General features: G+C 46.4%; 29 protein-coding genes and 1 tRNA gene. 8 read left to right on the top strand and 22 right to left on the bottom strand.

Going from position 1 to position 26,739, the window contains the following annotated elements; all coding sequences use genetic code 11:
- The first annotated feature begins 114 nt into the window (after positions 1-114).
- Together GO755_RS39620 and GO755_RS39615 are read left to right on the top strand one after the other, a co-directional pair.
- A complete protein-coding gene (locus GO755_RS39620) occupies positions 115-525 on the top strand; it encodes a hypothetical protein (protein ID WP_157590986.1) in 411 nt (136 codons plus the stop codon).
- A 14-nt stretch (positions 526-539) separates the two neighbouring features.
- On the top strand, positions 540-1,088 hold the full coding sequence (locus tag GO755_RS39615; RefSeq protein ID WP_157590985.1) for a hypothetical protein: 549 nt from the start codon (positions 540-542) through the stop codon (positions 1,086-1,088).
- Positions 1,089-1,220: 132 nt separating this feature from the next.
- Here the strand turns inward: GO755_RS39615 and GO755_RS39610 are convergent, their stop codons facing one another.
- The 15 genes from GO755_RS39610 to GO755_RS39540 form a co-directional block, all read right to left on the bottom strand.
- Positions 1,221-1,931, bottom strand: a complete 711-nt coding sequence (locus GO755_RS39610; protein ID WP_157590984.1) for a hypothetical protein — start codon at positions 1,929-1,931, stop codon at positions 1,221-1,223.
- A gap of 400 nt (positions 1,932-2,331) precedes the next feature.
- Entirely contained in the window at positions 2,332-3,450 is a 1,119-nt protein-coding gene (locus GO755_RS39605) for a fatty acid desaturase family protein (protein WP_157590983.1), read from the bottom strand.
- 598 nt (positions 3,451-4,048) lie between these two features.
- On the bottom strand, positions 4,049-5,155 hold the full coding sequence (locus GO755_RS39600; RefSeq protein ID WP_157590982.1) for a response regulator: 1,107 nt from the start codon (positions 5,153-5,155) through the stop codon (positions 4,049-4,051).
- Complete coding sequence (locus tag GO755_RS39595; RefSeq protein ID WP_157590981.1) at positions 5,152-7,590, bottom strand: PAS domain-containing sensor histidine kinase; 2,439 nt, start codon at positions 7,588-7,590, stop codon at positions 5,152-5,154. The genes GO755_RS39600 and GO755_RS39595 overlap by 4 nt, the downstream gene beginning before the upstream one ends.
- A gap of 142 nt (positions 7,591-7,732) precedes the next feature.
- Positions 7,733-8,140: a response regulator gene (locus GO755_RS39590; RefSeq protein WP_157590980.1), complete on the bottom strand. Its 408-nt coding sequence runs from the start codon at positions 8,138-8,140 to the stop codon at positions 7,733-7,735.
- Positions 8,141-8,508: 368 nt separating this feature from the next.
- Positions 8,509-8,781, bottom strand: coding sequence for a hypothetical protein (locus tag GO755_RS39585; RefSeq protein WP_157590979.1), 273 nt, complete (start codon positions 8,779-8,781; stop codon positions 8,509-8,511).
- Between the two features lie 126 nt (positions 8,782-8,907).
- Positions 8,908-8,980, bottom strand: a tRNA-Lys gene (locus tag GO755_RS39580).
- A 63-nt stretch (positions 8,981-9,043) separates the two neighbouring features.
- A complete protein-coding gene (locus GO755_RS39575; RefSeq protein WP_227687281.1) occupies positions 9,044-9,493 on the bottom strand; it encodes a hypothetical protein in 450 nt (149 codons plus the stop codon).
- A 180-nt stretch (positions 9,494-9,673) separates the two neighbouring features.
- Positions 9,674-10,897 (bottom strand): hypothetical protein, encoded by a 1,224-nt coding sequence (locus tag GO755_RS39570; protein WP_157590977.1) that lies wholly within the window; start codon positions 10,895-10,897, stop codon positions 9,674-9,676.
- Positions 10,878-11,453: an RNA polymerase sigma factor gene (locus GO755_RS39565; protein ID WP_157590976.1), complete on the bottom strand. Its 576-nt coding sequence runs from the start codon at positions 11,451-11,453 to the stop codon at positions 10,878-10,880. Before GO755_RS39565 ends, GO755_RS39570 begins: the two co-directional genes overlap by 20 nt.
- A 341-nt stretch (positions 11,454-11,794) precedes the next feature.
- Positions 11,795-12,349, bottom strand: coding sequence for a hypothetical protein (locus GO755_RS39560; protein WP_157590975.1), 555 nt, complete (start codon positions 12,347-12,349; stop codon positions 11,795-11,797).
- Between the two features lie 39 nt (positions 12,350-12,388).
- On the bottom strand, positions 12,389-13,777 hold the full coding sequence (locus GO755_RS39555; protein WP_157590974.1) for an alkaline phosphatase family protein: 1,389 nt from the start codon (positions 13,775-13,777) through the stop codon (positions 12,389-12,391).
- Between the two features lie 110 nt (positions 13,778-13,887).
- Positions 13,888-15,111 carry a metabolite traffic protein EboE gene (eboE, locus tag GO755_RS39550; protein WP_157590973.1) on the bottom strand — a complete coding sequence of 408 codons (1,224 nt, stop codon included), beginning with the start codon at positions 15,109-15,111 and terminating at the stop codon, positions 13,888-13,890.
- Complete coding sequence (locus GO755_RS39545) at positions 15,108-16,274, bottom strand: 3-dehydroquinate synthase (protein ID WP_157590972.1); 1,167 nt, start codon at positions 16,272-16,274, stop codon at positions 15,108-15,110. Before GO755_RS39545 ends, eboE begins: the two co-directional genes overlap by 4 nt.
- 179 nt (positions 16,275-16,453) lie before the next feature.
- Positions 16,454-17,443 carry a glycosyltransferase family 2 protein gene (locus GO755_RS39540; RefSeq protein WP_157590971.1) on the bottom strand — a complete coding sequence of 330 codons (990 nt, stop codon included), beginning with the start codon at positions 17,441-17,443 and terminating at the stop codon, positions 16,454-16,456.
- A gap of 322 nt (positions 17,444-17,765) precedes the next feature.
- On the opposite strand from GO755_RS39540, the gene GO755_RS39535 reads away from it, so the two are divergent.
- From GO755_RS39535 to GO755_RS39515, 5 genes are all read left to right on the top strand, one after another.
- Positions 17,766-18,524 carry an SDR family NAD(P)-dependent oxidoreductase gene (locus tag GO755_RS39535; RefSeq protein ID WP_157590970.1) on the top strand — a complete coding sequence of 253 codons (759 nt, stop codon included), beginning with the start codon at positions 17,766-17,768 and terminating at the stop codon, positions 18,522-18,524.
- 115 nt (positions 18,525-18,639) lie between these two features.
- Positions 18,640-19,266 carry a hypothetical protein gene (locus GO755_RS39530; protein WP_157590969.1) on the top strand — a complete coding sequence of 209 codons (627 nt, stop codon included), beginning with the start codon at positions 18,640-18,642 and terminating at the stop codon, positions 19,264-19,266.
- Positions 19,267-19,317: 51 nt separating this feature from the next.
- Positions 19,318-20,295 carry a S41 family peptidase gene (locus GO755_RS39525; RefSeq protein ID WP_198175064.1) on the top strand — a complete coding sequence of 326 codons (978 nt, stop codon included), beginning with the start codon at positions 19,318-19,320 and terminating at the stop codon, positions 20,293-20,295.
- Positions 20,296-20,340: 45 nt separating this feature from the next.
- On the top strand, positions 20,341-20,802 hold the full coding sequence (locus GO755_RS39520) for a hypothetical protein (protein ID WP_157590968.1): 462 nt from the start codon (positions 20,341-20,343) through the stop codon (positions 20,800-20,802).
- A gap of 10 nt (positions 20,803-20,812) precedes the next feature.
- Positions 20,813-21,562 carry a carboxypeptidase-like regulatory domain-containing protein gene (locus tag GO755_RS39515; protein WP_157590967.1) on the top strand — a complete coding sequence of 250 codons (750 nt, stop codon included), beginning with the start codon at positions 20,813-20,815 and terminating at the stop codon, positions 21,560-21,562.
- Here GO755_RS39515 and GO755_RS39510 read toward each other — a convergent pair.
- From GO755_RS39510 to GO755_RS39480, 7 genes are all read right to left on the bottom strand, one after another.
- Entirely contained in the window at positions 21,533-22,204 is a 672-nt protein-coding gene (locus GO755_RS39510) for an alpha/beta hydrolase (RefSeq protein ID WP_227687280.1), read from the bottom strand. The genes GO755_RS39515 and GO755_RS39510 overlap by 30 nt on opposite strands.
- Before the next feature lie 13 nt (positions 22,205-22,217).
- Entirely contained in the window at positions 22,218-22,727 is a 510-nt protein-coding gene (locus tag GO755_RS39505; protein WP_157590965.1) for a PaaI family thioesterase, read from the bottom strand.
- Position 22,728: 1 nt separating this feature from the next.
- Complete coding sequence (locus tag GO755_RS39500; RefSeq protein WP_157590964.1) at positions 22,729-23,259, bottom strand: DUF4442 domain-containing protein; 531 nt, start codon at positions 23,257-23,259, stop codon at positions 22,729-22,731.
- Position 23,260: 1 nt separating this feature from the next.
- A complete protein-coding gene (locus tag GO755_RS39495) occupies positions 23,261-23,722 on the bottom strand; it encodes a DinB family protein (RefSeq protein WP_157590963.1) in 462 nt (153 codons plus the stop codon).
- 2 nt (positions 23,723-23,724) lie between these two features.
- Positions 23,725-24,132, bottom strand: coding sequence for a MarR family winged helix-turn-helix transcriptional regulator (locus GO755_RS39490; RefSeq protein WP_157590962.1), 408 nt, complete (start codon positions 24,130-24,132; stop codon positions 23,725-23,727).
- 103 nt (positions 24,133-24,235) lie between these two features.
- Positions 24,236-25,237, bottom strand: coding sequence for a bile acid:sodium symporter family protein (locus tag GO755_RS39485; RefSeq protein WP_157590961.1), 1,002 nt, complete (start codon positions 25,235-25,237; stop codon positions 24,236-24,238).
- Positions 25,238-25,339: 102 nt separating this feature from the next.
- Positions 25,340-26,266 carry a Ppx/GppA phosphatase family protein gene (locus GO755_RS39480; RefSeq protein WP_157590960.1) on the bottom strand — a complete coding sequence of 309 codons (927 nt, stop codon included), beginning with the start codon at positions 26,264-26,266 and terminating at the stop codon, positions 25,340-25,342.
- 57 nt (positions 26,267-26,323) lie between these two features.
- Between GO755_RS39480 and rpsU the strand changes: the two genes are divergently transcribed.
- On the top strand, positions 26,324-26,521 hold the full coding sequence (rpsU, locus tag GO755_RS39475) for a 30S ribosomal protein S21 (RefSeq protein WP_093830837.1): 198 nt from the start codon (positions 26,324-26,326) through the stop codon (positions 26,519-26,521).
- The last annotated feature ends 218 nt before the right edge of the window (positions 26,522-26,739 follow it).

Genomic DNA, 26,739 nt, shown 5'->3' with positions numbered 1-26,739 from the left:
TGCTACTAAATAAATTGATTTATTCCGTGTAATTATGAGATAATATTAGGAAAATAAACTTTATTGGTTAACCTTTAATGGGTCAATTCATCATTCTACTCGACTAGGTTGCCGATGAAACAGAAGCAAGCGCCCTTTTCTTTAGACTCGGCGGATGAAGAAAATTACAGGAAAATTCTGACGGAGTGGCTCCAGGCGATTGAGCAACTGGGTCACGGCTACCAGCAGGTAGATCTATTGTTAGCTGTGCGCTATTCGCCCATTTTTTCGTCGTCCCAACCAGTTCGACTCCAGTTAAGTCCCCAAATAGAATCTGATTTAAAGCAACTCCAACGAGAAGCTTGTGTGCTTCTAGACGAATTAAGTGCCCATATCCAAGGGCCAGATTATTCTCCTACTGTGCCACTTACGATTGGCCAACTTCGCCAACATACGGCGCTTCTAAATGATTGGAACCAGCGCATTCAAGCTACCCTCTGCCTCATCACGCCGTCCTACTCAGCGAACCGATGTGACCTTAATTAAAGCGCATCAATTCCATGGAAAAAACCACGAATACGTTTGAAACGCTGCTAGATAAGTATTTATTTAGGGTAGCTTCTGCCGTCATTGATCAGTTCGACTCCGCTCATCAGGACAAACTCATTCACTTGATGTTGACCTGCAATAAAAGCCGTATCGTTTCGCCCCCCCTGACGGCCGAGTTTGAACACCAGCAGACTACTAAGCACGCTAAGAAAATAAGGAACCAATCGGTTGAGGATAGCCTACGGGCGCAATGGCAGTCGGCTGTGAGCCTTCCCGGTAGGGGTTATGTAGCTTATCAACAGCGTCAGCTCGTTATTTATCAGACCCATATTGATTTAATGCTGCACTATATTGCACATCTGGGAAAACTACTTGAGCAGGCAACAGGAAAAGAAGAGGCTCAACCTAGTGAGTTGATCCGACTAATCCAGTATCAAACCCTTCAGGATCGGTACATTGTTAAGGTGGCCAAGTTGCGAGCCGAACAACAAAAAGTAGATGTCCAATTGAATTTATATTATGAATCTATTGCCCTAGAAACTGGTACTTCTCCAATTTAGCATCTATAGATTCTTTGGTTCCTATCGATTGTAATGTATTGATAAGCAGATTAAATAGAGTTAGTAAAATCTGTAAAATCCTCTTCGTTAATCTGGCTATTAGCCGTACCGCAAAGGCGGATATGTTCAGTCTCAAACTTTGAAGTTAACTAATAGTTGGTTTAGTAAGTGAGTGGCAACGTTCACGTTCCGCTGTAGCATGTCCACGTATTTTGCCCGATCATCGGTTTTGAGCGGTTTTTGTAACAAGCTTGCTGCTGTGGAGAGAATGCCGAAGGTACTGCGCAGATCATGTGCAGCCTTCAGCAGATGGTCAACGTGCTGGATAGCTAATTGGGGGTGGGTATCCAGCGTTTGTTGATGCATTTGTGGCTGCTGTTCTGCTCTGGTTTGCTGCAATTCATTAGCATACCAGATATAGGCGCTATTGACCTGCTGCGACAGTTGGAACAGTTGACTATATACTTGGGTGATTACCCGGGGCTGCGTTTGGGGATAGAGTTCAAGGAACTGCTGGAACTGTTCATTCAAGACGTCATAGAAATTAGCTACGGCTATAACCCATTCTGACAGGGAGTAGCCATCCTGCCAGTGATGAAGTTGACTGGCTCGTTCACTCAGATTTCTTGTCTGGAATCCGCCCATTATATGCTGGATGAAGCGGGAGAGTAGAACCCGTATTGCTTCCGTAAATTCCTTGCGGGAAAGACGGTTAAAAAAGAGAAGCGCTTCATCTTGTAAGCATTTCATTCGCCACCGCTCTACGATTGTCTCCTGTTGTACTGATAAATGGTTGGCCAACAGTCTAAGTTGCGTTTTGTCGTCTTCGGTTAGGGAACCCATAAGTTGGTCAGATTAATCAATGAGTCATTTAGGTATATGGATATTTGTTCATGTACAACGCAAAAGTTCCTCCAGGAGAAAGCCTTGTACAAAACGTATCTATTAGACGCTTTATAGCTACTCGCGGCCTCAATTCTATATATAACCTGATATATCAGTCCTCCACATATCCAGCGCCTGCTAGTCAATAACACTGACCAGCCCAACCAATGTAAGCTTTCTATCAACAGGTATAGTCCAGTGTGTAGTACTGGCTAACCCTACTCAACTATTATGTGTCACTAGTCTGATTTTGATGCGCTAACGGCTGGATTTTCGTCGTAAATAAACTAGTCTGGAGGGGAATAAGCTGAACGTTTAATTGTAAACCTAGTTCTTCTGTCTTAGTATTGGTAATGAGTCAATTAGGTTTCGTGCTTGGAGGAACCCCTAATCGTTTCAGGAGTTGGTAATGAGAAACCAACGCAGACTGAAAAGTTAGGTTCTCTATATATGGCAGGCCAAATTCACTAGCTGTCTGTTTGACGATAGGCGCAATAGCCGGATAGTGAATGTGACATATTTTGGGAAACAAATGGTGTTCAATCTGTCGGTTTAGGCCACCGCAAAAAAAGGTAACCAACCGGCTTTGTGGCGCGAAATTGGCCGTCGTTTGTAATTGGTGAATGGCCCAGGATTCATCAATGGTACCTTTTGAAGTCGGTATCGGAAAAGAGGTTCCTTCTACAATGTGGGCCAGTTGAAAGACCAGCCCTAATGCTAGTCCTTCCGTTAGGTGCATAGCCATGAAACCTATTAGAACTTGCCACCAGGAAATGTCAAGCACAACGATTGGTAACACCAGGAAAAATACATAATAAGCTGCTTTGTAAACAAACAAGCTAATATACTCCGTTTGGGGGTGGTGTTTGTTGTCAAGCGGGCCAATCTTCGCCTGAAAAAATTTAACGTAATCCTTACGAAATACCCAGGACAGGGAAGCAAGTCCGTAGAGGAAAAAGGCATAAATATGCTGAAAGCGTTGCCATGGTCGGTGCGGTTCATCCTTATGCAGCCGAACTAAACCCGGTGCCAGTTCAATATCTTCGTCATGTCCGGCAATATTGGTATATGTATGATGAACGACATTATGTGTTAGCTTCCATAGGTACGGGTTAGCTCCTAATAGATAAAAACTTTTACTAAGCAGCTGGTTGATCCAGCCCTTATTGGAGAACGCGCCATGAATGGCATCGTGGGATACGTTGAAGCCTACTCCGGCGGCACAAAGTCCCAGTAGCAGCGCCAAACCAAGCATCGCAAGTCCACTAAATTGATTAGACAGGATCAATCCATACAGCAGGCAATACGTGAGCAGAAAAAAAAAGGCTTTTTGCCACATGGCCCGGTTGGCGTGGGGAGACAGATTCCGTTGGGCAAAGTACTTATCGACCCGACTTCGGGCGGTGGCAAAGAATAGAGACTGCTGAACAGGACTGAATTTAAGCGCTGTTTTCGGTTGAGTAGCGACATGAATCATAGTGACAAAATTGCCCGGTTAAACCGATGCAACCAATGAGCTAAACCAGGCAAAGAAAGATAAATAATAGCCTGACTTCTGACGAATGTCACCCGAGGAGTTGACAATGGATGGACTGACTTGAGTCAGGCAGTGTAAGCAAACTTTAGATGGGTTTAGGTAAAAAAGCCTCTGAACCAGGTCCTCAACTCTTCGTCTTTATTCTAGTCAACAAGCCCTCTGTTGGCAGACCTTCTGTGTAAGCCAATCCGATTAGCCAGGTTAGAACATGTTTTTTAGCCGGCCAGGGTGGGTTAGGTTGCTGCCACGCTTTTGTCATTGTGCGCATCAGGATCGTTTCGGATCTTGAGGCCGATAGATTAGCTAACTTAATAAGGCCCCATAGCTTGGGCGCGTACTGATCATAAAAGAGTCTAAAGCCCTGAAGGTCCTTAATCGTTGGTTTGGGCGGATATAGATTCATGACTACCTTACATAGATGCCACAAAGATCGCCGAACTGGGTCGTAGCAACTAGGATAATGAGTAGACTCGACGAAGATAAAAGACAGGCCCAGGGATGATGACCATCAGATTCGGACATGCGTACTGTTAGGTATTCAGCGTTTTAAAGTAACCAGTTTGTCCATATCGAGTAGGGTGATCTGGCTGCCATTGATCTCGATCAACCCTTCAGTCCGTAAATCACCCAAAATACGAATGACTGTTTCGGTGGAGGCTCCTACTAGATCTGCCCAGTTCTCGCGCGACAAGCTCATTGGTAGGGACTGGTTATGGGGCCTATCACCGGTCGCGTAGCCTTCTGAGAACCGGGCATCGGGTTGGGAATAAAAGGTTCGCTCAACCAGCAGCAAGGCTTCGGCCATCCGTTTACGAACCGACTGATAGGCTCCCTTTAAGAGTTTATCCTGTAAGTTAGCGACTTCGCTGGCCAGCATCTGGCTAAACTGATTCGCCACGACTGGCTGATGATCAATCAGGGATTTAATGTCGATGGATGGAATAGTACAGACCAACGAATCCTCCAACAGTTCGGCCGTATCGGTGTAAGGCCCCTGAGTTAATAGGGCCTGGTAACCCACAAAATCTCCCGAGCCAATTAACCCCGTGATGAATTGATTGCCGGCCGCATCGACTTTAACCAGTTTGCCTTTCCCCTGGCTTATAAAATACACGACCGTCGGCCAGCTTCCAGCTATATACAGGCGGTGCTTTCGGTTATATTGCGTGGTTGGGTACTGATCACATAGGGAATAACGGGCGTTGTTCTCCTCCAGAATAGCTTGTCGCAGCTTCGTCAGGCGGTCGGGGTTCGCGGTCGGATCGGCTGATATAACGGGTCCTTTTTTTAGTCGGAGTTCTACCGCGCCCAGCAGGCTTATATCATCGAAAGGCTTAGTTAGGTAGTCGTCTGCCCCCAAGTTCATACCCACTCGAAAATCAGCGGCTTCAGCTAATGCCGTTAGAAAAATAAACGGAACCGTGGCTAAGTCGGGATCTTTGCGAAGGATATGGAGCACGCCGTATCCATCCAGGTCAGGCATCCGGATATCGCACAGGATTAGATCTGGTCTGGTTTGGCGGGCTTGTTCGATGCCTTCTTTGCCATTGGCCGCTTGTACCACCTGGTAAGGAGCCAGCTGGAGAATTTCAGCAATATTGGCCCGCATGGTCGGCGTATCTTCGATGACTAGAATGGTTTTCATGGGAGAGGAGGGGAAAGTGGAAGTTGAACGGTAAAAACTGTTCCTACATCAAGTTTGCTGAAGGTGATCCGTCCGCCCAGCAAATCGACGCAGCGTTTAACTGCGTATAAACCCAGACCTATCCCGTCGACGTGATTGACATTGCGAGCTCGGAAAAAATTTATAAATAGCTTGTCTTTATCCGCATCGGGAATGCCAATGCCTTCGTCCTTGACCGCTAGGCTCAGTTGATTGTCCTTAACGCTTGTAGTAAGCTCAATTTGTTTGTTATCCGACGAGTATTTACTAGCGTTGCTCAGCAGATTAATTAGGACTTGTTTAAGTAATTGTCCGTCGAGCGACATAGTTGGCGCGCCTGATTGATGGGAATAGATAATGCGCTGATCAGGTTTGATCATGGACCGCATATGGTCGACGACTTCCTGGCAAAAGGTGATGATATTCATTGGGTGCGGGTTGGTACGTTGGCTTGACTGTTCTAGCTGACTCAAGGAGAGAAAATTCGTTAACAAGCCAGTCAGGCTTTGCACGGCCAGTTTAATGTGCTGCACATGGCGTTCCCGTTTTTCTCCATCATCTGGCCCGTTATAACGTCCGATCAGGGAAGCCGAGGAGAGAATCAAACCCATAGGCGTACGAAATTCATGGGAGGCCAGGGTGATAAAGTTTGACTTTAGCTCATTAAGCTGTCGCTCCCGGATGAGTAACTGCTCCGTTTTCTGGCGGGCAATTACCCGTTCCGTGACGTCGGTACACACCACTAAGATGCGATCAAGGTTCCCCTTTGCGTTGATCAGAGGTTCATATACAAAATCAAAATAGCTTGTACTGAGCTGGCTGTTGCGCAGAAGTTGCGTGGGAACTTCTCTGCCTTCATAGGTTTGTTTTGTCCGGCACACACCCTCTAATAGGGTTTCAAATCCCTGACCAGCTAATTCGGGTACTGCCTCAAGCAGCGGCTTCCCGATGAGTTGGTCCCCAGTTCGACTCGTGATAGCGCAGAAGAGTAGATTGGCCAGTTCAAAACGAAAATCCGGCCCTTCACCAAGAATGGCTATGGCTACGGGTGCCCGTTCAAATAGAGTTTGGAGCCGGGTAGCGTTTTCGGCCATAAGCTGTCGTTCTTCCCTAGCTTTGGTTACCTCCGTGGCCACGACCATAATGCGGTCAACATCCCCCCCTGGACTGCGGAGGGGCTCATAAACAAAGTCGAAGTAGACCGTTTTCAACTGCCCATTACGGTAAAGTAGCGCGGGCTGATCGGTCCCCGTAACTGCTACGCCGGTCTGGCGCACGGTATTCAGCATGGCCTCGAAACCCTGCCCTTTGGATTCAGGAGAGGCCACAAACAGGGGCTTTCCCAATAGTTCGTCCGGGGTATGATTCCAGAGTTGACACAACACTGGATTAGCTCTTTCTATAATATAGTCTGGTCCGTACCAAATACCCACACCCAAGGGTGTTTGCCGGAACATAGCGTCTAACACCCGCTCATTGGTCTCAATCTGCTGACGGGCTCGTACCATCGTGGTGATGTCGGTGAGAATAACGACAACCCCTGTAATGGTCTCTATACCAGTGGACTGATCGGTTGTCCGACGCGGCTGATAAATCTTGTCTACATAAATCGTTTCTTGCTGGCCGCTTCGAATTAGCACCACGGGCATTTCACGATTCACATAGGGTACCCCACTCTTTAGCACCTGCATGACTACCTCCTGGATGCCTTGTTCACCCAGCTCAGGCATCGCATCCAGCAGTGGTTTGCCAATTAAACAATCGGAGAGTCGGCCTACTAGGTCGCAATAGAATGGATTGGCCATTTCAAGGATAAAATTGGGTGCTGGTCCAATGATAGCTATCCCAACGGAGGCTTGCTCAAATAAAGTAGCCAGATTTCGTTCGTGTTCCCGCCCGGCCCAAATCAGCTCCCCTTTTTGCCGCTCAGCCAATTTGGTGTCGGTTGTCTCAGTAACCAGGCAAAAAACGCCCCCGATGCCGCCTGTTTCGTTATAAATCGGGCTATGAGAAAAACTAAAATAGGCTGTCTGGAGAACGCCGTCTCGATTGATCATCAACCGTTGATTAGTTGACCCTTTGGTCTGGCCCCCAGTGCATATGGCATTCAGCGTAGGGCCCAGGGTAGCCCATAATTCTGGCCATACAGCCTGGGCTTTACTTCCCAGCGCCTGAGGGTGTTTTTCGCCCAGTATGAGTCGGTAGGCGTCATTGTAGAGCATAATCAGGTCATCTCCCCAGCAGATTAGAATCGGGGAAGGCATGTTCAGGCATATACCTAAGGTTGACTGTAGGCTCTGGGGCCATTGCTCGGGTGAACCAAGATTGGTATTGGACCAGTCTTGGGTACGAATACGTTCACCCAGCTCTCCGCCCCCAGCCAGAAAGGCAGGCGTAGTGGATTTTTTTGCTCCCATTGTCCTTCATTAATCAGCTTACCAACTAGGCCAGGGGCCACACCTTTTCTTAAATTCGTCACCTAGTGACCCTATGTAAACATACACAAATCCACATATAATTGGTTTGAGTAATTATCGATTGATTACTCGGTTGCTGAAGCTAAAAACAGCTACGAATCGTCCGGGCAATCTGATCCAGGCCTGAATAGGAGACCGGCTTTTCCAGATAACGGCTGGCACCGGCCTTGTACGCAGTCACTATTTGTGCCGGTTGGGCGTCAGTAGAAAGGATGACCGCTGGAATGTGTCGAAGTAACGGATTAGCCTTTAAGGCCGTCAGGGTCTCCAGGCCGTTTAGTTTGGGCATATTCATATCCAGAAGGATTACCTGAATCGGTTGGGCTTTGGGGACCCGACTCCAGTTACCCAGCAACTCCAATAGTTCAGCCCCGTCGATGGCTTCAACAATAGTCACTGAGGGATAGACGTGCTGGAGGGACTGGCGCATAAAATATCGGTCATCAGCATCGTCGTCGGCCATATAGATCACGATGTTTGCTTCGTTCATCAGGAAAGCTCATTATGCGGTAAAGGAACGTCAGCCAAAGTTGGTTAAGCGCGAATGGATTACCTATGACGATGGATAGGTACGGACATGATTGTTTAAGGCCTAGTAACTAATGTTGGTGATGGGGACGATTTGGGTAAGTGTCATATTGCAAATAGATGATTGCCAGAAACAACTGGTGCCTGGCCTTGTATCTGGTCCGAAAATTATTCAGACGTTTAACTGAACAGTGGCCAGAGAGGAGAGAAGTGTCCCAAAATAGCCTTTTTCGCGTTCAATAAAAGCGCTCACTTTACTGATGCAGCGCTTTGTATTTGTCGTAGCTTTTCTAGGCGATTGCTGCCAATTCCTCAGAATGGGCTATGAGCTTAATCGCTTATCATTTCATCATAGCGACAGCGTGGCCCTCTTTTTACTTTCAGCTGAAAATGTACAATTATAAGAAAGCGATAAATTGATCGAGTAATCAGATGGCTGTTTAGGCTAGACTCCGATGCTTTTGCTCCATCAGGGTTGCCCATCGCCATGTTATCATCACGAGTTGACGTCGTGTCGGCCGGAACGGGTATAGAAGGTTGCTTACATTGGTCGAGTGAAATGACCAGCATCAGCCCAATAAAGAGACGGGAGAAATGACGCATCCTCAGCTATTAGATTTGATTGGAGCCATTGACGCTCGTTAAAGCAAAAAGACGGTTTGTGTAAACCAGAGTGTAAACCAACAAAAAAGCAGCTACGATTTTTAACGTAACTGCTTGATTATTAAGTGACCCCGGACAGGTTCGAACTGTCGACCCATTGATTAAGAGTCAATTGCTCTACCAGCTGAGCTACGGAGTCAAATTCGTGATGGAATAACTATAGGCGTTAGGTGAAAAGTTTCACCGCCTGGTAAAAAGAACGCTATTCATTTTCGTGCTTCTTGACCAATTGTACGACTTTCCCGTTCTCAACAAGTTTGGTTTTGAGAATAGTCTGTTTCGGAATCGCAAATAGTAACATCGGCTGACTCGTGAATGACTGTGGATTATGCGTTAATGTAGTATCAGCTATACGAATGTATCGAACAGTTAAAATGGAATCCTGTACAAATACTTTGCTAACAGAAAGCTTTGGGGGCTTGTTCGTTGGCGAAAGGGCAACCCCTATTACCATTTCTTTCGCGAAATTTATTACATCGGGTCGTTTATTCGTGGCGGCTGGTTTAACTACCTGATCAAATGTTTCGGCCTGCTCGAATACAAATAAAGTAGGCTTTCCTTTGTTGATAGGAGCATCGTTACTCAGAAAATAGCCATTGAGTAAACGGTACGTTAAATTAACCTGAGCAAGCGTAACTAAACTTAAAATCAAGCTAATTGTAAAGAAGACAGATACGCGTATACGACGATTAACAGAAGAAAAAAGAGACATAATCAAACATAAACTATATAGAAATACGATTCTTTAGTAACGTCTGATTGTTGAATTCGGTACGTATATGAACAGAAAAAGATAAGTACCTAATTGACTATAATGAGGCTCTTATACGATTTATAGCCAGATTAACTTTAGAAAGTGTCTTGGTCGATGATCAAACGGAGTTGGTTTGAATCGTTTTTTGCGAGGTAGGTACCGATAATACGTTGAGCCAACTCGAAGTGTAGTTTCTCTAGATAGAGTGCTGGGAATGAGATCATCTTCCAGGGTATGTAAGCTTCCTTGAGTATGACTGGCAATGGTATAATAATCAGACTGAAAGGCCAATGTTGTGTCGCTGCCTGTGGTTCCGCAAAGCACGACATGAACAGGCTTATGAAGCTTATTGAGCAATGCCATATCTTTAACGGTGCTGATGTTGTCGGCCATCAGAATTAGATGTTTCGCTTCTGGGAATGTTTGCTGAGCAACCAGTAGTGCTTCTACATCATTTTCGGCATCATCGTCATTATGAAGCGTATTGCGGGCAGCATCCACCATAATCGGTAAGGCATTTGCTAAGTTAAGGTCGCTAGTGACAAACATGCGACCTGCTGGTCCACCGGCTCGGGTTTGTTGACCCAGGCTATCGCAATCTGTAAAAAATACTATGCCTTTAATAGTTGGATTACGTGCATTTTTTCTGAACCAGGCAAACAATTGTGTACTGTAAGGATACATGCTTGTAGTAAGGTCGCAGATGATTACCGCATCGGGCCACGAGCGTAGATTGCGAGCCAATGTTTGGTAAGAGGTTGAATCCGAACCAAAATCGCCGGTTAGCATTTGTTGCTTTATAGTCGTTTCTTCTGGGCTAAACGCAACACGTTGAGATTGCTGAAGTTGTTCGGTTAGATAGGTTGGCAAGAGCTGTAGCTCATTACGAATAGATAGTAAAGCAAGTGAGGATATTGCGGCTGGCTCAGTTGCCTGAACTGAACGAAATGGGTTAGCCTCCGATACTATTGACAATGGTTTAGACTTACCCAGATTGTTCAGTAAGCGACCGGATATTGGTGAATTAGTCTTCTTTATAGAATCAGTATGATCTGTAGATTCTATCTTGCTAATCAGCCTATTTGCGTACACCACTTTATCGTCCTGTTGACGAACGGCAAACCAACTGAGGAAGCCCAGCAACAATAGCCCCACACCTCCCCAGGCTCCCCGGCGCTTCCACCGACGGCGACGTAGGGTACGCTGCAGTTGCACCCAATCGGTCGGATTATAGTCGGGGCGATAGGTATCCATTGACTGACGTACCCAGTCATGGAGTGGTTTATCGACTTGCTCGCTCATGATTAGTGGGAAGTTGGGAGGTCAGGGCTTGTCGTAATAATCGGTTTGCTTCAGATAGGTGCGCACGCGATGTACTTTCGGCGATGCCGAGTTGGTCAGCAATTTCGCGGTGTGCATAACCTTCCAGTACATACAAGCTGAAAACCATACGGTATGGAACGGGTAATTGATGCAACACAGTCAGAATATGCTCCACCGAAAGTTGTGCAAAAATAGCTTCGTCATTCAGGTATGGTTCTTCAAGGCTATACTCAACAGATTCAGTTGACGTTTCCAGGGCCCGCTTCCGGTTTCGGCGGTAATAGTCAATAGCGGTATTGACCATAATTCGCCGTAGCCACGGTACGACAACTGCTTCATTTTTGAGTTCATCCATATGTCGAAATGCTTTCAGAAAACCATCATTGAGCATTTCACGGGCGTCTTCGCGATCGCTGGCATAAGCCAGACATACAGACAGGGCATAGCTGTAGAAGCGTTCATAAAACGCTTGCATCGCAGCCTCCCTACCCCGGCGGCAATCTTTGAGAATATCAGTTAATGGGCGTTCTGTCAAGTTGAAAGAACCGTTGAGTATGAATTACTGGCAACCTGAATCCCTAGACGTATACTGCCCAATCCGACAACTGCTTTGTGGATTAGCTGCGACTACAAACTCAATCAGCCGATGAATACACTGATTACAAACGCATCTAAAAAATGGAGAATTGTTTTCATAATGCTTTAAGTTGTTACCAAAGACAATCTCTTTTCCTGACTGGCTGTAAAGTCATAGACGAACAATGCGTAGAAAACGCTGGCGGGAAATGTATTTTTTTGAATGCGATCCTTATAAATAGAAAATCGGGTTAGTTTGAATAAGCTAACCCGATCTTGAAGGAAAATATAGCCTCGACGTTAGTTCTGAGCAGCTGTTGAGCTAATTGGGTTGTGGATATTCATTCCGGCTACATTAAAGCAGGAATTTTGATTATCACTTTTACACTCAAATAAATCGAAAGATTCAACCCCCTTATCCAACCGCTCGAAGTAAAGAATGAAAGGAACTTTCTCATCATTCTTGATCTCGCGGGACTCGGGTGTCATGGGAATGCCTTCTGTTTTAATGAGGGCATAGGTCTTTTTCCCATCCGACGAAGCCAGCACCGCTTTTGGATTAAATGATATGCTACTAGTGCCGAAATAATTGTTGTCTCGTCCGTTTCGATCTTTGCCAAATGTTAGGTATAAAACCGTGTAGCTGGCTGTCAATTTAATATCAGTTACCCGGATATCGGGGTCTTGTGAGTGGCCGAGCCCCCCTTGTGGATCAGGATAAAGACGTGGCTGCACAGCCGCCAATGGCTGATAAGGCTGATAGTATTCAGCACCATCGGCTGGGGCATTAATTGCCGATGGCCGGTTCGATACACAAGCAGAAACAAGCAGGAGAAGGGCGTAGAAGGCTTTCATACAGGTAAATTACTGGCTTTCGACCTAATAACCAAGAACTCACTTCATCTGTTTTTCGACTGATTCAACCGATAGTGCATCCCAAATTCGATCATATACATCAATGGCCGACAGGGACTTACCTACATTTTTGCTACTGACAAATACTGGATGGTGTTCGGGGGCAGTGCCAATGCGTCCGTGTGATCCCTTGACGAGTGTAGCATCCAACGAAATTACATTCATCAGATAGCGGAAGCCCAATAACTTGCGACCTAGTTTATAGCCTGCTTTGAGTTTGATGAGTGGATTAGTCTGATCCATAAACATCTCTACTGGGTCGTAGCCGGGCTTTTGGTGAATAGCTACCAACCGGGCATAATCCGGAGCGCGGGCATCATCGAGCCAATAGTAGTATGTAAACCAGCTTTCAGCGTCAGCTACCACAACAAGGTCGCCAGAGCGTTCGTGGTCGATGTGGTATTTCTTCTGTTGCTCTTTATCCAGAACCAGTTCAATTCCCGGCGTCTTCTCCAACAATGATCGAACCTTATCGAAAACCGACGGGTCGTTGATATACACATGAGCAATCTGGTGATCGGGTGTGGCGAAAGCGGGGGAGGCTCCACCATCGAACATTTCCAGACCGCGCTCTTCCCGATACCGGATCATACCCGCTTCGCGTAGAATTCGGTTGATGTGAATCGGCTTGCTCACGTTCGTAATCCCGTATTCTGATAGTACGATTACTTCGGCGTTTTGCTGTTCATAATACTGGATCAGATCACGGCAAACGTCGTCGATCTCGCGCAGGTCATTCGCAATTTTCGAAAAATCCTGCCCCAACTTTTGCAGACAATAATCCAGATGCGGCAGGTAAATAAGCGTCAGCGTTGGGTTATGCCACTTATCGACAAGCATAGACGCATCGGCAATCCAGCGCGACGATTTGATCGTTGTAGCAGGCCCCCAGAACTGGAACAACGGGAACGTACCAAGCTCTTTCTGAAGTCTATCGCGAAGATCACCAGGATGAGTATAGCAATCGGGAATTTTCAGACCATCTGACGGGTATTGGGGTCTAGGTGTGGCAGAAAAATCGGCAGTAGAATACATATTGTACCACCAGAACATCTTGGAAACGGTGAAATTTGGGTCCAGTTTTTTTGCGCGTTCCCAGATTTTTTCACCTGCAACCAGCTTGTTCGACTGCTTCCAGAACTTCACTTCCGAATCGGTACGATCATACCAGCCATTGCCAACAATGCCCGTTTCGCTCGGCCACTTCCCGGTCACATAGGTAGACTGCACCGATGTGGTTAGTGCCGGAAGCATAGGATCGATGGTAGCCTGGTGTTTATTGGCAAACCATTGTTTAAGAAAGGGCGTGTGTTCGCCAATCAGCGAATACGACAGGCCAACAACATCAATGACGACAGTTTTTTTCATAAAAAGAGGTTTAGTTTAACCGCAAAGAGCGCAAAGGCTAACGCAAAGAACGCTAAGCAATTATTTTTGCGCTCTTTGCGAAACCTTCGCGCCCTTAGCGGTTAAGTTGGTTAATTTTTTAAAACCCACTTCATTTCGCGTTCAATCGAATCAACTATGTCTTTCTTTAAATCCGTTGGCAAAACATCCCAGGTATAGGTTTCTACCTCCATCTGATTCGTAAATTTGCTGGTGGCCTGTAACTTACGAATGGCAAGAATATCGTCTTGTGTCGATTTGAGCACACCGTATTCGGAAATAAATATCGGGACATGGAAATGGGCACGCCATTCCACATGGTTGTCGTCGAAGGCGGCTAGTGCATCGGGCAGATCTGCAAAACGTAACAAGTCTCCCGATCGTGTACGTGCTACTACCTGATGTAGATACGTAGGTTCATTGAACTGGGCAAATGCCTGCTTTACAGTTTCGCGCCCTTCAGGATCGTCTGGAAACTCAGCTTTCAGTGCGGCACTGATCTGTACTTTACCAACGCGCAGTCCATATTCTTTCAATTTGGCGAGTACTTCGGCTGGTTCTTCGTAACCAATCGCAAAATGACACACATCGTAACACAGTCGAACGTGTTCGCAGATTGCGTTTTCGGCCTGCTCGTCGGTCAGCCCAAACTGTTCACTGATTTGCTCTATGCCCATCGGGAGCAAGTAGTCTGTAAACCAGGCAATGAACTCATCGGTTGTTTCTAGTAAGCCGTCGGGTTCAGGTTCCAGATCAAGATGCATCAACCGGTCTGTCTGTTGCCGTAGCCGCATCAGATCAGCCACCACTTCGAGCACGTTTTGAGTCGTTTGCGAAAAAATATAATCGCGGGCAGCAGGTTGACTCCACTCAAACCAGAGACGATAGGAGAGGGGTGAGGTTGAAACTCCTCCCTGAATCGCGTTACCTAATTCATTAACCGGCAGTAGAACGGATAAAATCCGAAATAGCCGTTTCGTGTATTCCACCCGCGCTTCAGTTGTCCAGTCAGGTGTGTGCACCTGATCTTTAACAACAGTATGGTGAAATCCGCCAAACGGAAAGCCATTCATCGTGAACACGTAGCAGTCGTTACTGGCTAGCCAGCGCTGAAAGGCTATTAGGTTTTCTGGCAATTCCAGTTCTTCACTGGCTATGTTAGACAGGCGCAAACCGATACCAAAAGGCTCATCTGGCGACAGCCGCTGCTTTAGTTCGGGAATGGCCTGTTGCAAAGCCGCAAAGTGATCGGTCCACGTTTCGCCCGCATGGATATTGGTGCAATAGCCAAGATGGCCAAGAGCAAGGTTGTTCATACGAGTTGTGCCTGTTGTTCCTGCGCTTTAAGCGTAGCAATCGCCTGCCGAATGAGATCTGGATTCATTTCATGTACTTCAACGCCTTTTCCAATAGCTTCCAATAGCATAATGGTAAGCTGCCCACCTAAATGTTCACGAAATTCGGCGAGGCCTTTCAATACACCAGTGCTGTCGTTGGCGTCAAGCATAGGTTGATAGAGCGAGAAACCAAGCGTTCGTAACGTAGCCAGAATACGGTTTGTGTCAGGTTCGGTAAGCCAGCCGAGTTGATGCGAATACAGGCTATCCATAGCAATTCCAATAGCAACAGCCTCGCCATGCCGAAGTTCAAAATTGGTCAATTGTTCGAGCTTATGCGCGCTCCAGTGCCCAAAATCTAACGGGCGTGAAGAGCCCATTTCGAAGGGATCACCGCCAGAAATATGGTCCAGGTGCATCTGGGCACAGCGGTGGATCAGGTAATCCATTGCCACCGAATCGCGCGTTGCTAACGCCTGCGCATTGGCTTCGATCCAGTTGAAAAAGCTAGCGTCTTTGATAAGGGCTACTTTAACCGCTTCTGCAATTCCGGACCGCCAGTCCCGGTCATCGAGCGTCGCCAGGAAAGCACTATCATTAAAAACTGCTACGGGAGGAACAAACGTACCCAAGAAGTTTTTCTTTCCCCGATAGTTGACGCCGTTCTTTACGCCCACGCCCGAATCATTTTGCGACAATACAGTTGTTGGAATGCGGACATGACGAATACCCCGATGCGAAATAGCAGCCGCATAGCCAACTAAATCCAGGATTGATCCACCGCCAATGGCCACTATGTATGAATGCCGATCAATGCCATACTTATCCACAGCATCCACAATTTTCTCCACAAAAACTGGCTCATTCTTGGCTGTTTCGCCACCGGGAATAATCAGTAAGTCAGGGATAAATTCAACAATGTCAGTATGTTGGGCGAAATAGGTACTAATGTCAGATTGAAGATCAGGATGGGCATCAATAACCCCTGAATCAATGACGAAGAGAAGCTTTTTCTGGACATCGTTGGTAGACTGCTGTCTGAAAAAATCGGATAGCAGTGAGTTGGCCTTCTTGAAAAGCTGACTGGTAAAGAAAACAGTGTATGTGAACCGAACACTGAACGACTGATGCAAATGATCCATGAACTAATAAAGACAGCTGAGTAACACTGTCTTTATCTATCAAAAATACAATCGAATCGTTAATGGTTCCTTATAAACAGCCTTGTAATGGAGAAAATAAGCGATGATGCAGGGTGCAAGGGGCATGGAGCAGGGCTATGCGTAAGAGTTTTCTATGCTCCAGGCCCCATGCTCCATGCTTACAAGTAAAGCACCCTATATTTAAATGCTCCATAAAGCCGCCAGTACACGGATAGAAATGGGGTGGCCAGAGCTGTTATTACGACGTGTTTAATCGTTGCCCCCGTCAGGGGATCTGGGGGTAAATGCCGTATAATTAAGTCTGCCGACAGGATGGCCCAAATACTCAGACCAATCATGGCCATAGCTCCATGACCCATTACCAGCCCTGCTAAACCCATGCCAATGCTGATAACCGAGATATAATACTGGAGCACCTGCCGCCGGAAAGACGGGATTCGTTCCCGAAACAAATTGGGATGTCGTTTATAGAGCAATGCATCGTAACTGTTGTTTCGCTCATCGCGTAACAAGCCATACCACGGACACGGTCGAATGTGGTGCACAACTACGGCTTCGGTACATTTCCCAATCGGAATACCCGCCCGAATGAATTTGAATTGTAGATCGCTGTCTTCGCGCCAGGCTGTGTCAAACGCTTCTTCGAAACCACCCACGCGCTCTAGGCTTGACTTTCGACAAAAGCAGTTGGCCGACATAAACTCGGCTCTTTTTAAAATCGTGGCTGTTCTGTCGAGAGAAGTAGGTTGATTCGGTAAGTAAACACGTAAGTGTCCACTCATTACCTGCGCTCCGCGCTGAAAATAGGGCAGTGCCGATGCTAGCCATTCGGTTTCGGGTAGGCAATCGTCGTCTGTAAAGGCAATAATGTGCCCACGAGCTGCCCGCCAACCCCGATTTCGGGCAGCTGCCAGACCGCGTCGCTCAGGTTGTCTGAGATAGCGTACTTCGAGCGGGCCACCGTCGCGGGCCACCTGTTTTGCAAAAAGCTGAACGGCCATTTCAGTCTCGGGCGAGTTGCCCTCGTCCACCACAATAATTTCGAACTGATTACGCTGGAGCCGTTGACGCCCTAACGCATCGAGACATTTAAGAAGTAAGGCCGGTTGCTGATACGTTGGGATCACAACCGAGAATTCAGGTAGCATAAAAACGGGTAATGAGAAATAGAGTATATAAGCTAAGCCGTTATAATTCGTACAAAACAACTGTTGCCAGAGCGGTACAGGTCGATCTGACAATTCGTTTGTTTATAGGGTTACAGGCCTATCCAACGCATTACAAAAACCTAACCAAAATTGAATTAGGGTTATTTGGTCGGCTAGTATTTGCTAATAAGTATCTGCTAAATAGGCGATTATATATTGGCAATTAGTTTTAGCTTGAATGGAGCCATAGAATTGGTACATACGAACGATAAACGTTCGGCAGCCGGTTTATCTTTGCAGCATCAACTTTCTTATCCTTACTATGTCTCGTATTGCACTTATTACCGGCGCCACATCTGGCATTGGCCGTGCCACCGCCGAAGCTTTTGCTGACCTCGATTTTCGGTTGATTCTTTGTGGCCGTCGGCAGGAGCGTTTAGACGAATTACAGGAACGCCTGAGCCAACAAACGGCGGTTACGACCCTTACATTCGATGTACGTAACTGGCTGGAAGTCGACGATGCCATTCGTACGCTACCTGAGGAATGGCAGGCGATTGATATACTGGTGAATAGTGCCGGGAATGCTTATGGTATGTCGCCCATTCAGGATGGGGAGCCTGACGATTGGGATCTGATGATTGACGGAAATGTGCAGGGGCTACTCTACGTCTCGAAAGCAATTATGCCGGGTATGGTTGCGCGTCAACGCGGTCATATCGTAAACTTAAGCTCAGTTGCGGGTAAAGAAACCTACGCAAACGGAGCTGTGTACTGCGCCAGTAAAGCCGCCGTTGAAGCCATTAGCACAGGCATGCGATTGGATTTGACCCAGCATGGTATTAAAGTGACGAATATTGCTCCAGGTGCGGTTGAAACGGAATTTTCGGTAGTGCGTTTCAAAGGTGATGCTGAGCGGGCAGCTAAGGTGTATGCCGGATTTACACCCCTCACGGCCGAAGATATCGCCGATACAATTGTCTTTGCTGTAACCGCTCCGGCTCACGTTACCATTGCCGATATGACGATTCTGGCGGGTGCACAGGCAGCTCCTACAACGATTTATCGGAAACAAGGATGAGTCACCATTTGTACTTTTTGGCCTATAAATACAAATTAATATTCATTTAATAACATAAGTAGCTTGATGGTGTTTTATTTGTCATTGATCAGTCAAGGCTTATATAAACACCATCATGAAAATTCTACGGTCCTTATTCGCACTAGTTGCCCTTCCATTACTTTTTAACTCCTGCAAAAAGGAAGACGCTCAACCGCAGACAATTGCCAATGTTCTTACGAATGGGGATATGGAAGCATCGCCCTATAACGACTGGGGTTCTTATCTGGGAAAAAATTCGACGACGAACCCAAACAAATACGTCGTTGAGTACACGACAGAAGCCGCTTCATCTCCTGCTCACTCAATAAAGGTTAGCTCCGACGCGGTGAAGAATGACACGACCTATCAGTACATGCAGCAATTTTTTAAACTGACGGATAGGCCCATTCCGGCAGGAGCTAAGCTAACACTGAAAGCAAAAATTAAGACCAGCGGTATTCAGGGCAATGGAATTTCGATAGCTATGGGCGGTAATCAGGCTATTGCAAATGCTTCTGGCCAAATTACTAAAGTTAACTCCACATTCTACACATCAACGGAGGGGGTAATGTCTATTACAGGAACCAATGATTTCAAGGAGTACACGCTAACCTGGACTGCGCTCCCCGCCACAACGACTCACGTGTATGTACTTCTGGCTTATCTACCCAAAACCACAGGTACGGTTTATTTTGACGACGTAGTGCTGGCTGTCAATTAACGTAAAACATTCTTGCTCCCCATCAGAATCAACCATAGCTGTATTTGACCGATGACTACTGTCAAAATCAACATGTTCTATGTAGCAGCCTTCCTATTGTTGGGTTGCTTGGTTTCTTGCCAGAAAGAGCAGGAACCTGGTACTACGTCGGCAACAGCACAGGCCTATGTAGACAAAATCGTGGGGGAGATGCAGAAATATTCTATCAACCGGAAAACCATCGATTGGTCTTCGTTTACACAGCAGGTAAATGCTAAACTACAAGGTGCCCAATCAATTGCCGATACGTATCCCGCAATTCAATTAGCGTTAACGCTATTGGGCGATAATCACAGCTCTTATACAACGGCTACGGGGACCTTGTTATATGGAACCAGATCGATAAGCTGTTCAGATGGTGCACCAACTCCCGTGCCTGCTAATCCAAAAATTGGCTATGTGAAGGTTAGTGGGTTTTCGGGCAGTGGTACTGCTGCAACCGTTTTTGCCGAATCCATTCAGGCAAGTATAAAGCAGGCAGATACCGATTCGATTCGTGGCTGGATTGTCGACTTGCGGGGAAATACGGGTGGCAACATGTGGCCCATGCTGGCTGGTATAGGGCCTATTTTGGGTGAAGGTGTGGCTGGCTATTTCATTGATCCAGACGGAAATGCCACCTCCTGGGCCTATCAGAAAGGAGCTTCTATCATAGACCAAACGCAACAGGTTTCAGTAGAAACACCCTATACATTGCGCAAGTCTAATCCTAAAGTAGCCGTACTGACAGACCGAGCTACAGCTAGTTCGGGAGAAGCGATAACGATTTCCTTTAAAAATCGTAGTAATACCCGCAGCTTCGGCACATCTACCTGCGGCCTGTCTACAACCAATTCTAGCATGGTTCTTAGTGATGGGGCGATCCTGAATTTAACACAGGGGACATTAGCTGATCGCACTAAAACGCTTTATGGACAGCAGGTTCAGCCTGATGAAACCTACTATTCGGCAACTGCCGTGGATAAAGCTGTAGCCTGGGTGCTCCAATAAGCTTTTTTTATACTTTCCAGATGGCATAAAACCAATCGATTATCCATGAAAACTACCGCTTTCATTTGTCTATTTTGCCTGGTGACTTTTCTTGGTCAGGCTCAGTTAGCACCAGCTAAAATTTACCTTGTCCGAAATGGATTACAGAGTTTAGGGCCCCTTCAATTTTTGACAACACTCAATCCTGACAAACCTATTAAAATAAAAAACAATGGCTACGTCCTGATCGAAACAGATGCAGATAGTTTGGGAATCATCAGGGAAGCGACCTATTCTGATAATGACAACCAGTTGACTACCTTAAAACGAAAACCGATTTTTGTTACGTTTGAACAAGGGAAATCGTACTACTTCAAGATAGGAGGTGCTGCTTATAGTTCACATTTCGACGTAGAGGAAATGACCGAGCGTGCCTTTTTGCTTTATGTCGGACTAAATGATCTAGGTAGTAATTTTACTAAATACACGTTGAGTAAATCGGGTGGCCTGGTAAAGAACACACAATAAGGACATGGTTATGGCAACGGAACGAATTCAACTCGCAGTCGATACGCCTTGTCAACAGAGTTGGCAAGAAATGACATCCACAGAACTGGGCCGGTTTTGTGCCCATTGTCAGAAAACGGTAGTGGATTTCTCCGACTTGACCGATAAACAACTTATTGATTTATTAGCTCAGTCTACAGGTTCGACCTGCGGTCGTTTTCGACTCAATCAGCTTAACAGAGCGATACAGGTTCCTGTCCCAGCATCTCCTTCACCCAGACGTTTTTTTAGTTTGCTGACAGCGGGGTTATTAGGCTATCAAACGGTTCAGGCCGAAACTCCTCCCGCACTTACAACTCCATCCACTATACAAATCGATCAAAACGTCACGAGCACAACTGAATTGCCAGCCAATAACGAGACTACATTGGCAGACTCGTTGCGGATAATTACCGGAAGAGTTATTGAGAATACAACCAACACAAGTCTTGCGGGTGTAAATGTTAGTCTTAAAGGAACATCAACAGAAGTTCTTACCGATTCCGCGGGGCACTTCCAACTACAAGTCCCAACCGAATATCAGGGTGAACAGATTGTGATAGTGGTGGCAATGATTGGGTTCACAACGCAGGAAATACAACGTCGCCCCGATCAGTCTGAGCCACTCTCAATTGCGCTAAATGAGGATCAAAAGCTTCTAGGCGAAGTAATTGTTGTTGGAGGCTACAAAAAACTGTCATTCTGGCAACGGCTACGGAATCGTTTGCGGAGTGGCCAGTAACATTTTTAATACCTCTGGTTCAACACGATGAGTACCATCAAAAGCGGTGATTTTTAGCGTAGGTACATCGGTTTGCAATCGGTTCAAATAGCCGTTTATATCCTTCAGTTCCAATAGATACTCATCCTGACGACCATATACATAATGTGTTTCGGTAGTATCGAGCGTAGCCGGGCTAATCAGGTCAGCTACGCCATGAGGCAGATAACCAGCCCACAAGATGAGTCGGTCGACATGAACGTGACCATCCTCCAGCCATCGGCAAGCCGTAGCGGCACCCTGCGAAAATCCTAATACCGTAATGTGCAAACCCGCTCGTGTTGGCTGGTAACCATCCATAATTAGGTCGTAAAGTGAATTTAGGTACAGAACATAATCGCTGATTTCGTGGTCGCGATCTTCCCGAGTCATCCACGAGGCACCAATCCGCTGGTAGTTACCATCTGTATATGACCGAGACAAGCCCTCCGGTACCACGATCAACGTTTGGTCGTCGTCCAAATCAGTGAACTTACGACCGAAATACTGCGCCAGCTGGCCAAAACCGTGTAAGCAGAACCAGATATTTTTTGTCTCAGCGGTTAACTCGCCAATCGTATAATAGCGGGCAGTGCGCTGAACAGGCAGGTGATGTTCTATCATAAGTTCTGTACGATTATTTCGACGGAAACAGCATGCAGGTTGTTGTGGCATGGGCGTAGAGTTTGCCTTGCTCATCCACGATTCTACCTTCGGCGGTTGCTACCGATCGGCCTGGGTGTACGAGTGTGCCAATAGCCAGTACTTTGCCTGTTTTGATCGTTAGCGGACGGATGAAGTTCACTTTTAGCTCAAGGGTTGTATAGCCGGTTCCAATGGGCAAGGTCGAGTGGATAGCACAGGCCAAGGCCGAATCGAGCATGGTACAGAAAACACCCCCATGAACGGCACCGATTGGATTGTAATGAAATTCCTGCGGGACAATCGAGAAAATGGCTTTACCTTCTTCAACGGATTCAAGTCTCATATCAAGCGTATTGGCAATGGCTGGTGCAGGATATAACCCATCCATCATTCCCTTTAAATACTCGATACCCGACAGTGTGGCTCCCACTTTGGCACCAATAGTTTGATCTTCCCACGAGTAGGTCCGTGTGCGTTGAGTTTCGTTTTGCTCTGTAGTCATATTACCGCTGAAATCGTGATTGTTGCTTATCCTGTTTACGTTGCTCGTAATGTTGCTTATCGGCGATGTAGCATAACCGTTCGAGTTCAGCATGCACAACGGATTGTTTATCAAGCCACTGAATTTTGAAAACATGGTCCGTCTGACCGTTAGCCGCTACTTCTGCCCGAATGATTTCAAGTTGTTCATCCGTGATTTCAAAGCGCGCATAGAGCGTTTGGCGACCGGGTTTGCGAAATCGAATACTAGCCGATTTATCCCAGACAACGTATTGATGCCCCAGAATGCGCAAGAGCATAACCATATAAAACGGATCGGTGGCGGAGAACATGCTGCCACCAAATATGGTACCGACGTAGTTATAGGTCCAGATGTTTTGGCGCAACCGCACATGCACTTCCCGCCAATCGCTCGACCAGAACAAAATTTTACCGCCGGTCCCGAAATACATCGGATACCAGTTCAACCCTGTCCGAAACAACCAGGATTTGGCTGACTCCTTACGATTGGTTTGTAGAAAAGCCGGTCTCATTTTAGCTAATCAGAGAAAATTCCTTCCCCTTTTTGATCGCCTGGGCAATTTGTCCGGCGTGGTAGGAATTATGATGCATCAGAAAAACCAGTACCTGCATGCGTGGGACTTCACCGAAAGGGGAGAGGATGATTTCAGTCCATTGATCGTCGCTAGTCTGCTGAATATGATCGGCAATCATGGCGTAACTATCAGTTACTGTTTGCTGAATCGACACTAAATCAAGCGGTTGACCTTGATCTGAAACCCCACCACTGGCCTGAATTGGGATACTGATTTCGCGCCCGAAAAGTATCTTGGCCATCCGGTGCATCGACTCAGCTGTGTGCAAAGCAATGAAACCTGCTGAAGCCGTCTCTGGTGTTAGCCGATTGCGATAATTATCGATGGTTAGCTTACGAATTGGACCCTGCGCGGAGGTTTGGCTCATTTGCCAGATTTGGGATAAGAGTTCAGTTGTCATGCTTAATTCTTTTGCAAGGAAATTACTTTAGCAGAGAAAATAGAAAGCCCTTGAACAGCATCCGAGTCCAGTTCTTCGTGAACTTGGTGATTCAGAACTTTCCAGATTTTATGGCAGCGTTTGGCCAGCAACCTTCCTTCTTCGGTTAAAAACAGACCACTACGCAGATTATCGGTCAGCCAGCCTTTTTTTTGTAATAACTGCACATCCCGACTCATCGCCGACTTTTCGATCTGCAATCGTTTCGACAGCTCAGCCTGTCGTACACCCGGTTGCGCGAAGATGTGCATGAGCAAACCCGCCTGCGCGAACGTAACGCCTTCATGCGTAAAAGCGTCGTTATAGCGTCCGGTTATAATCCGTGCCAGCATTCGCAATCGGCCTGCAATGCAATAGGTTTCGGCGTTCATGGCATAAAGATTAGAAAGAGAAGTTGTATATGCAACTTTGTTTGTAAAAAATTAGCCTACTGAGAGTTAGCAGGCTAATTAGACTAGTTTCCTGTCTGTTTTCTCAGGCATCCTGCGTATTTAGGGGCTGATGGGTTGTTTCATTCAAAGCCACTTCTTTGGGCGGATGCTGACTCCAATAAGTGGCCAACAAGGAGCCATTTGTGTTCATGATAGGACCAAAGAGAGCAGGAGCGAGACCTACCGTAGCTACTTTGCCCATTTGTACAGCAATACCTGATGCTAATCCGCCATTTTGCAGACCTACCTCGATCGCGATAGTTCGGCAGCTTTGTTCATCCATACCAAATAAACGCGCCGACCAGTAACCCAGCATAAAACCGGTGAGGTTATGAATTAATACACAGAGGACGAGTGTCCAACCCACCGTTAACAGACTGTCGCGTCCGGCGGCTGCAATGATGGCAACAATAAGTATTATACCACCCATCGACATCAGCGGCATCACGCGATTCAGCATCATCGCCGATTTGCGAAAAATGCGATTCAAAATCAGCCCAACTATAATTGGTGCAATAACGATCTGCATAATCTCGACCATCATTTTCAGGAACGAAATCTCGATGAATTGCCCAGCCAGGAGTTTCATCAGGGCGGGCATCAGAAACGGCGCTAACAGCGTTGATAATGTCGTGACTGTAATGGATAAAGGCACATTGGCTTTGGCAATGAAGCACATTACGTTTGATGCTAACCCACTAGGCGAGCAGCCAATAAGCACCACACCAGCTGCAATTTCGGGTGGAAAGCTAAAGGTATTAGCGAGCGTGAAGCCCAATAATGGCATAATGAGAAAGTGACACGCTACACCGATAAACACGGCACGAGGTTGCTGAATAACACCTTCGAAATCTTTAATTGACATGGTAGTGCCCATGCCAAGCATGATGATTTGTAGTAAAGGAACAATGAGCTTCTTCAGTGGAAAGTCGCCAATAGTAAGGAACAATCCTGGGAAGGCGAAGGCTATCCCTACAAACGCAATGAGGAGCGCAGTAAAAATAAGATTCCGATAAGACGAGCGATCGTTGGTTTCAGCTTTCATCTACTGTAGAATGAATAATGCAGAATGGATAATGAATAATAAAAAGCTCATTTGAGTCAAAACATACCTATCTCAAGCTACTCCCAAATGATCTATTATCCATTAGTCAACCAACGAAGCAAAAACGCCTTCTTTTAGTGAATAGGTGGAGGTTCTGATTTGTGTAATACCATAAGTTCTTAGCACATAATCGATCAAACAAACAGCGACTACGATCATATCAACCCGAAGTTCAATCATGCCCGGAATTTCCATTCGTTCCGCGTGATTCTTCGTGATGAGTACTTCGTAAGCACGATAAAACTCATTGATGGGTAGTGTGAATGTAGCTTGATTGGGGTCGGGTAAGTGGCCTCGTTCGTGCATGTACCACATATCAACCAGTGTATCGAATGAACCCGACGAGCCAACTAATATGGACGGTTGGTACTGATGAATGGCATTGGCCAGCGGCAGCAGTTGTTCCTGGAAATAATCATGCAGTCGTCGAATACTGACAGAGTTTATTGGGTCAGTCGTCATGAATCGTTCACGGAGCCGTTGTCCACCAATTTCGAAACTCTGTTTCCAGAAAATTCGCGATTGATTGCCCAGAATAAACTCGACGCTGCCTCCACCGATATCGATCACCAGAGCCGTTGACTCATCGAGTGCTCCAGCCGCCCGAATACCCTGGTAAATGTAGGTCGCTTCCTGATCGCCTGAAATAACTCGAATTTGAATGCCCGTTTCCTGTCGAACGCGGTCGATAAACTCCTGTTGGTTTCGAGCTACCCGAATGGCGCTGGTGCCAAGAGCTACCACCTTCTCAGGGGGTATATTATGCTGATCGAGCACCTGTCGAAAGTAGGACAGCACGCCCAATGCACGTCCAATTCCTTCTTCGGTGATAATTCCCTGATTGATACCGGCCTGCCCAATTTTGGCTGGGAGACTTTCACGGAATAGTATTTTAGGTGTATTGCCTTCTATTTCAGCGATGAAGAGATGGAACGTGTTGGTGCCTAAGTCAATAATGGCTTGTTTCATAATTGCAAATTTATTACCTTTGCCACCCGGTTTTTAGCTAAAACACAATATTTAACAATGCTTATCATTAACGTAAAAGACAACGAGTCGATTGACAAGGCCCTGAAACGCTTCAAAAAGAAGTTTGAGAAGACGGGTGTGTTACGGCAGTTGCGGTCGCGGACGGCTTTCCAAAAACCGTCGGTAAAGCGTCGCACAGAGATTATTAAGGCCACGTACAAAGAAAGAATGTACGGCAACCACACCGAGCAATAGGATTTTAATCCGCCGGTGGTGCGTAGTTGGCTGGAAATAATTTGCTGAATGCGCAGTCAGCGATAATAACCGCCAACCAGGGCATAGGAGCAGCAAGCAGGGATGTTTGCTGCTTTTTTATGACCGGGATTTAGCAGATTTTATGATTTCACTGATTTTGCTTCAGGATTAGCGCGTAGATTATTAACGGAATTTATAGTTTCGCTAATCAGATTTAG

This window comes from Spirosoma arboris (genome assembly GCF_009754945.1).
In the GTDB taxonomy this organism is placed as follows: domain Bacteria; phylum Bacteroidota; class Bacteroidia; order Cytophagales; family Spirosomataceae; genus Spirosoma; species Spirosoma arboris.
This window is presented reverse-complemented; position numbering and strand designations above follow the sequence as displayed.

What these genes read in the sequence shown, in the direction of transcription:
- GO755_RS39620 (WP_157590986.1), top strand. Translation starts at nt 115, where the DNA reads ATGAAACAGAAGCAAGCGCCCTTTTCTTTAGACTCGGCGGATGAAGAA.
- GO755_RS39615 (WP_157590985.1), top strand. Translation starts at nt 540, where the DNA reads ATGGAAAAAACCACGAATACGTTTGAAACGCTGCTAGATAAGTATTTA.
- GO755_RS39610 (WP_157590984.1), bottom strand. Translation starts at nt 1,931, where the DNA reads ATGGGTTCCCTAACCGAAGACGACAAAACGCAACTTAGACTGTTGGCC.
- GO755_RS39605 (WP_157590983.1), bottom strand. Translation starts at nt 3,450, where the DNA reads ATGATTCATGTCGCTACTCAACCGAAAACAGCGCTTAAATTCAGTCCT.
- GO755_RS39600 (WP_157590982.1), bottom strand. Translation starts at nt 5,155, where the DNA reads ATGAAAACCATTCTAGTCATCGAAGATACGCCGACCATGCGGGCCAAT.
- GO755_RS39595 (WP_157590981.1), bottom strand. Translation starts at nt 7,590, where the DNA reads ATGGGAGCAAAAAAATCCACTACGCCTGCCTTTCTGGCTGGGGGCGGA.
- GO755_RS39590 (WP_157590980.1), bottom strand. Translation starts at nt 8,140, where the DNA reads ATGAACGAAGCAAACATCGTGATCTATATGGCCGACGACGATGCTGAT.
- GO755_RS39585 (WP_157590979.1), bottom strand. Translation starts at nt 8,781, where the DNA reads ATGCGTCATTTCTCCCGTCTCTTTATTGGGCTGATGCTGGTCATTTCA.
- GO755_RS39570 (WP_157590977.1), bottom strand. Translation starts at nt 10,897, where the DNA reads ATGAGCGAGCAAGTCGATAAACCACTCCATGACTGGGTACGTCAGTCA.
- GO755_RS39560 (WP_157590975.1), bottom strand. Translation starts at nt 12,349, where the DNA reads ATGAAAGCCTTCTACGCCCTTCTCCTGCTTGTTTCTGCTTGTGTATCG.
- GO755_RS39555 (WP_157590974.1), bottom strand. Translation starts at nt 13,777, where the DNA reads ATGAAAAAAACTGTCGTCATTGATGTTGTTGGCCTGTCGTATTCGCTG.
- eboE (WP_157590973.1), bottom strand. Translation starts at nt 15,111, where the DNA reads ATGAACAACCTTGCTCTTGGCCATCTTGGCTATTGCACCAATATCCAT.
- GO755_RS39545 (WP_157590972.1), bottom strand. Translation starts at nt 16,274, where the DNA reads ATGGATCATTTGCATCAGTCGTTCAGTGTTCGGTTCACATACACTGTT.
- GO755_RS39540 (WP_157590971.1), bottom strand. Translation starts at nt 17,443, where the DNA reads ATGCTACCTGAATTCTCGGTTGTGATCCCAACGTATCAGCAACCGGCC.
- GO755_RS39535 (WP_157590970.1), top strand. Translation starts at nt 17,766, where the DNA reads ATGTCTCGTATTGCACTTATTACCGGCGCCACATCTGGCATTGGCCGT.
- GO755_RS39530 (WP_157590969.1), top strand. Translation starts at nt 18,640, where the DNA reads ATGAAAATTCTACGGTCCTTATTCGCACTAGTTGCCCTTCCATTACTT.
- GO755_RS39525 (WP_198175064.1), top strand. Translation starts at nt 19,318, where the DNA reads ATGACTACTGTCAAAATCAACATGTTCTATGTAGCAGCCTTCCTATTG.
- GO755_RS39520 (WP_157590968.1), top strand. Translation starts at nt 20,341, where the DNA reads ATGAAAACTACCGCTTTCATTTGTCTATTTTGCCTGGTGACTTTTCTT.
- GO755_RS39515 (WP_157590967.1), top strand. Translation starts at nt 20,813, where the DNA reads ATGGCAACGGAACGAATTCAACTCGCAGTCGATACGCCTTGTCAACAG.
- GO755_RS39510 (WP_227687280.1), bottom strand. Translation starts at nt 22,204, where the DNA reads ATGATAGAACATCACCTGCCTGTTCAGCGCACTGCCCGCTATTATACG.
- GO755_RS39505 (WP_157590965.1), bottom strand. Translation starts at nt 22,727, where the DNA reads ATGACTACAGAGCAAAACGAAACTCAACGCACACGGACCTACTCGTGG.
- GO755_RS39500 (WP_157590964.1), bottom strand. Translation starts at nt 23,259, where the DNA reads ATGAGACCGGCTTTTCTACAAACCAATCGTAAGGAGTCAGCCAAATCC.
- GO755_RS39495 (WP_157590963.1), bottom strand. Translation starts at nt 23,722, where the DNA reads ATGACAACTGAACTCTTATCCCAAATCTGGCAAATGAGCCAAACCTCC.
- GO755_RS39490 (WP_157590962.1), bottom strand. Translation starts at nt 24,132, where the DNA reads ATGAACGCCGAAACCTATTGCATTGCAGGCCGATTGCGAATGCTGGCA.
- GO755_RS39485 (WP_157590961.1), bottom strand. Translation starts at nt 25,237, where the DNA reads ATGAAAGCTGAAACCAACGATCGCTCGTCTTATCGGAATCTTATTTTT.
- GO755_RS39480 (WP_157590960.1), bottom strand. Translation starts at nt 26,266, where the DNA reads ATGAAACAAGCCATTATTGACTTAGGCACCAACACGTTCCATCTCTTC.
- rpsU (WP_093830837.1), top strand. Translation starts at nt 26,324, where the DNA reads ATGCTTATCATTAACGTAAAAGACAACGAGTCGATTGACAAGGCCCTG.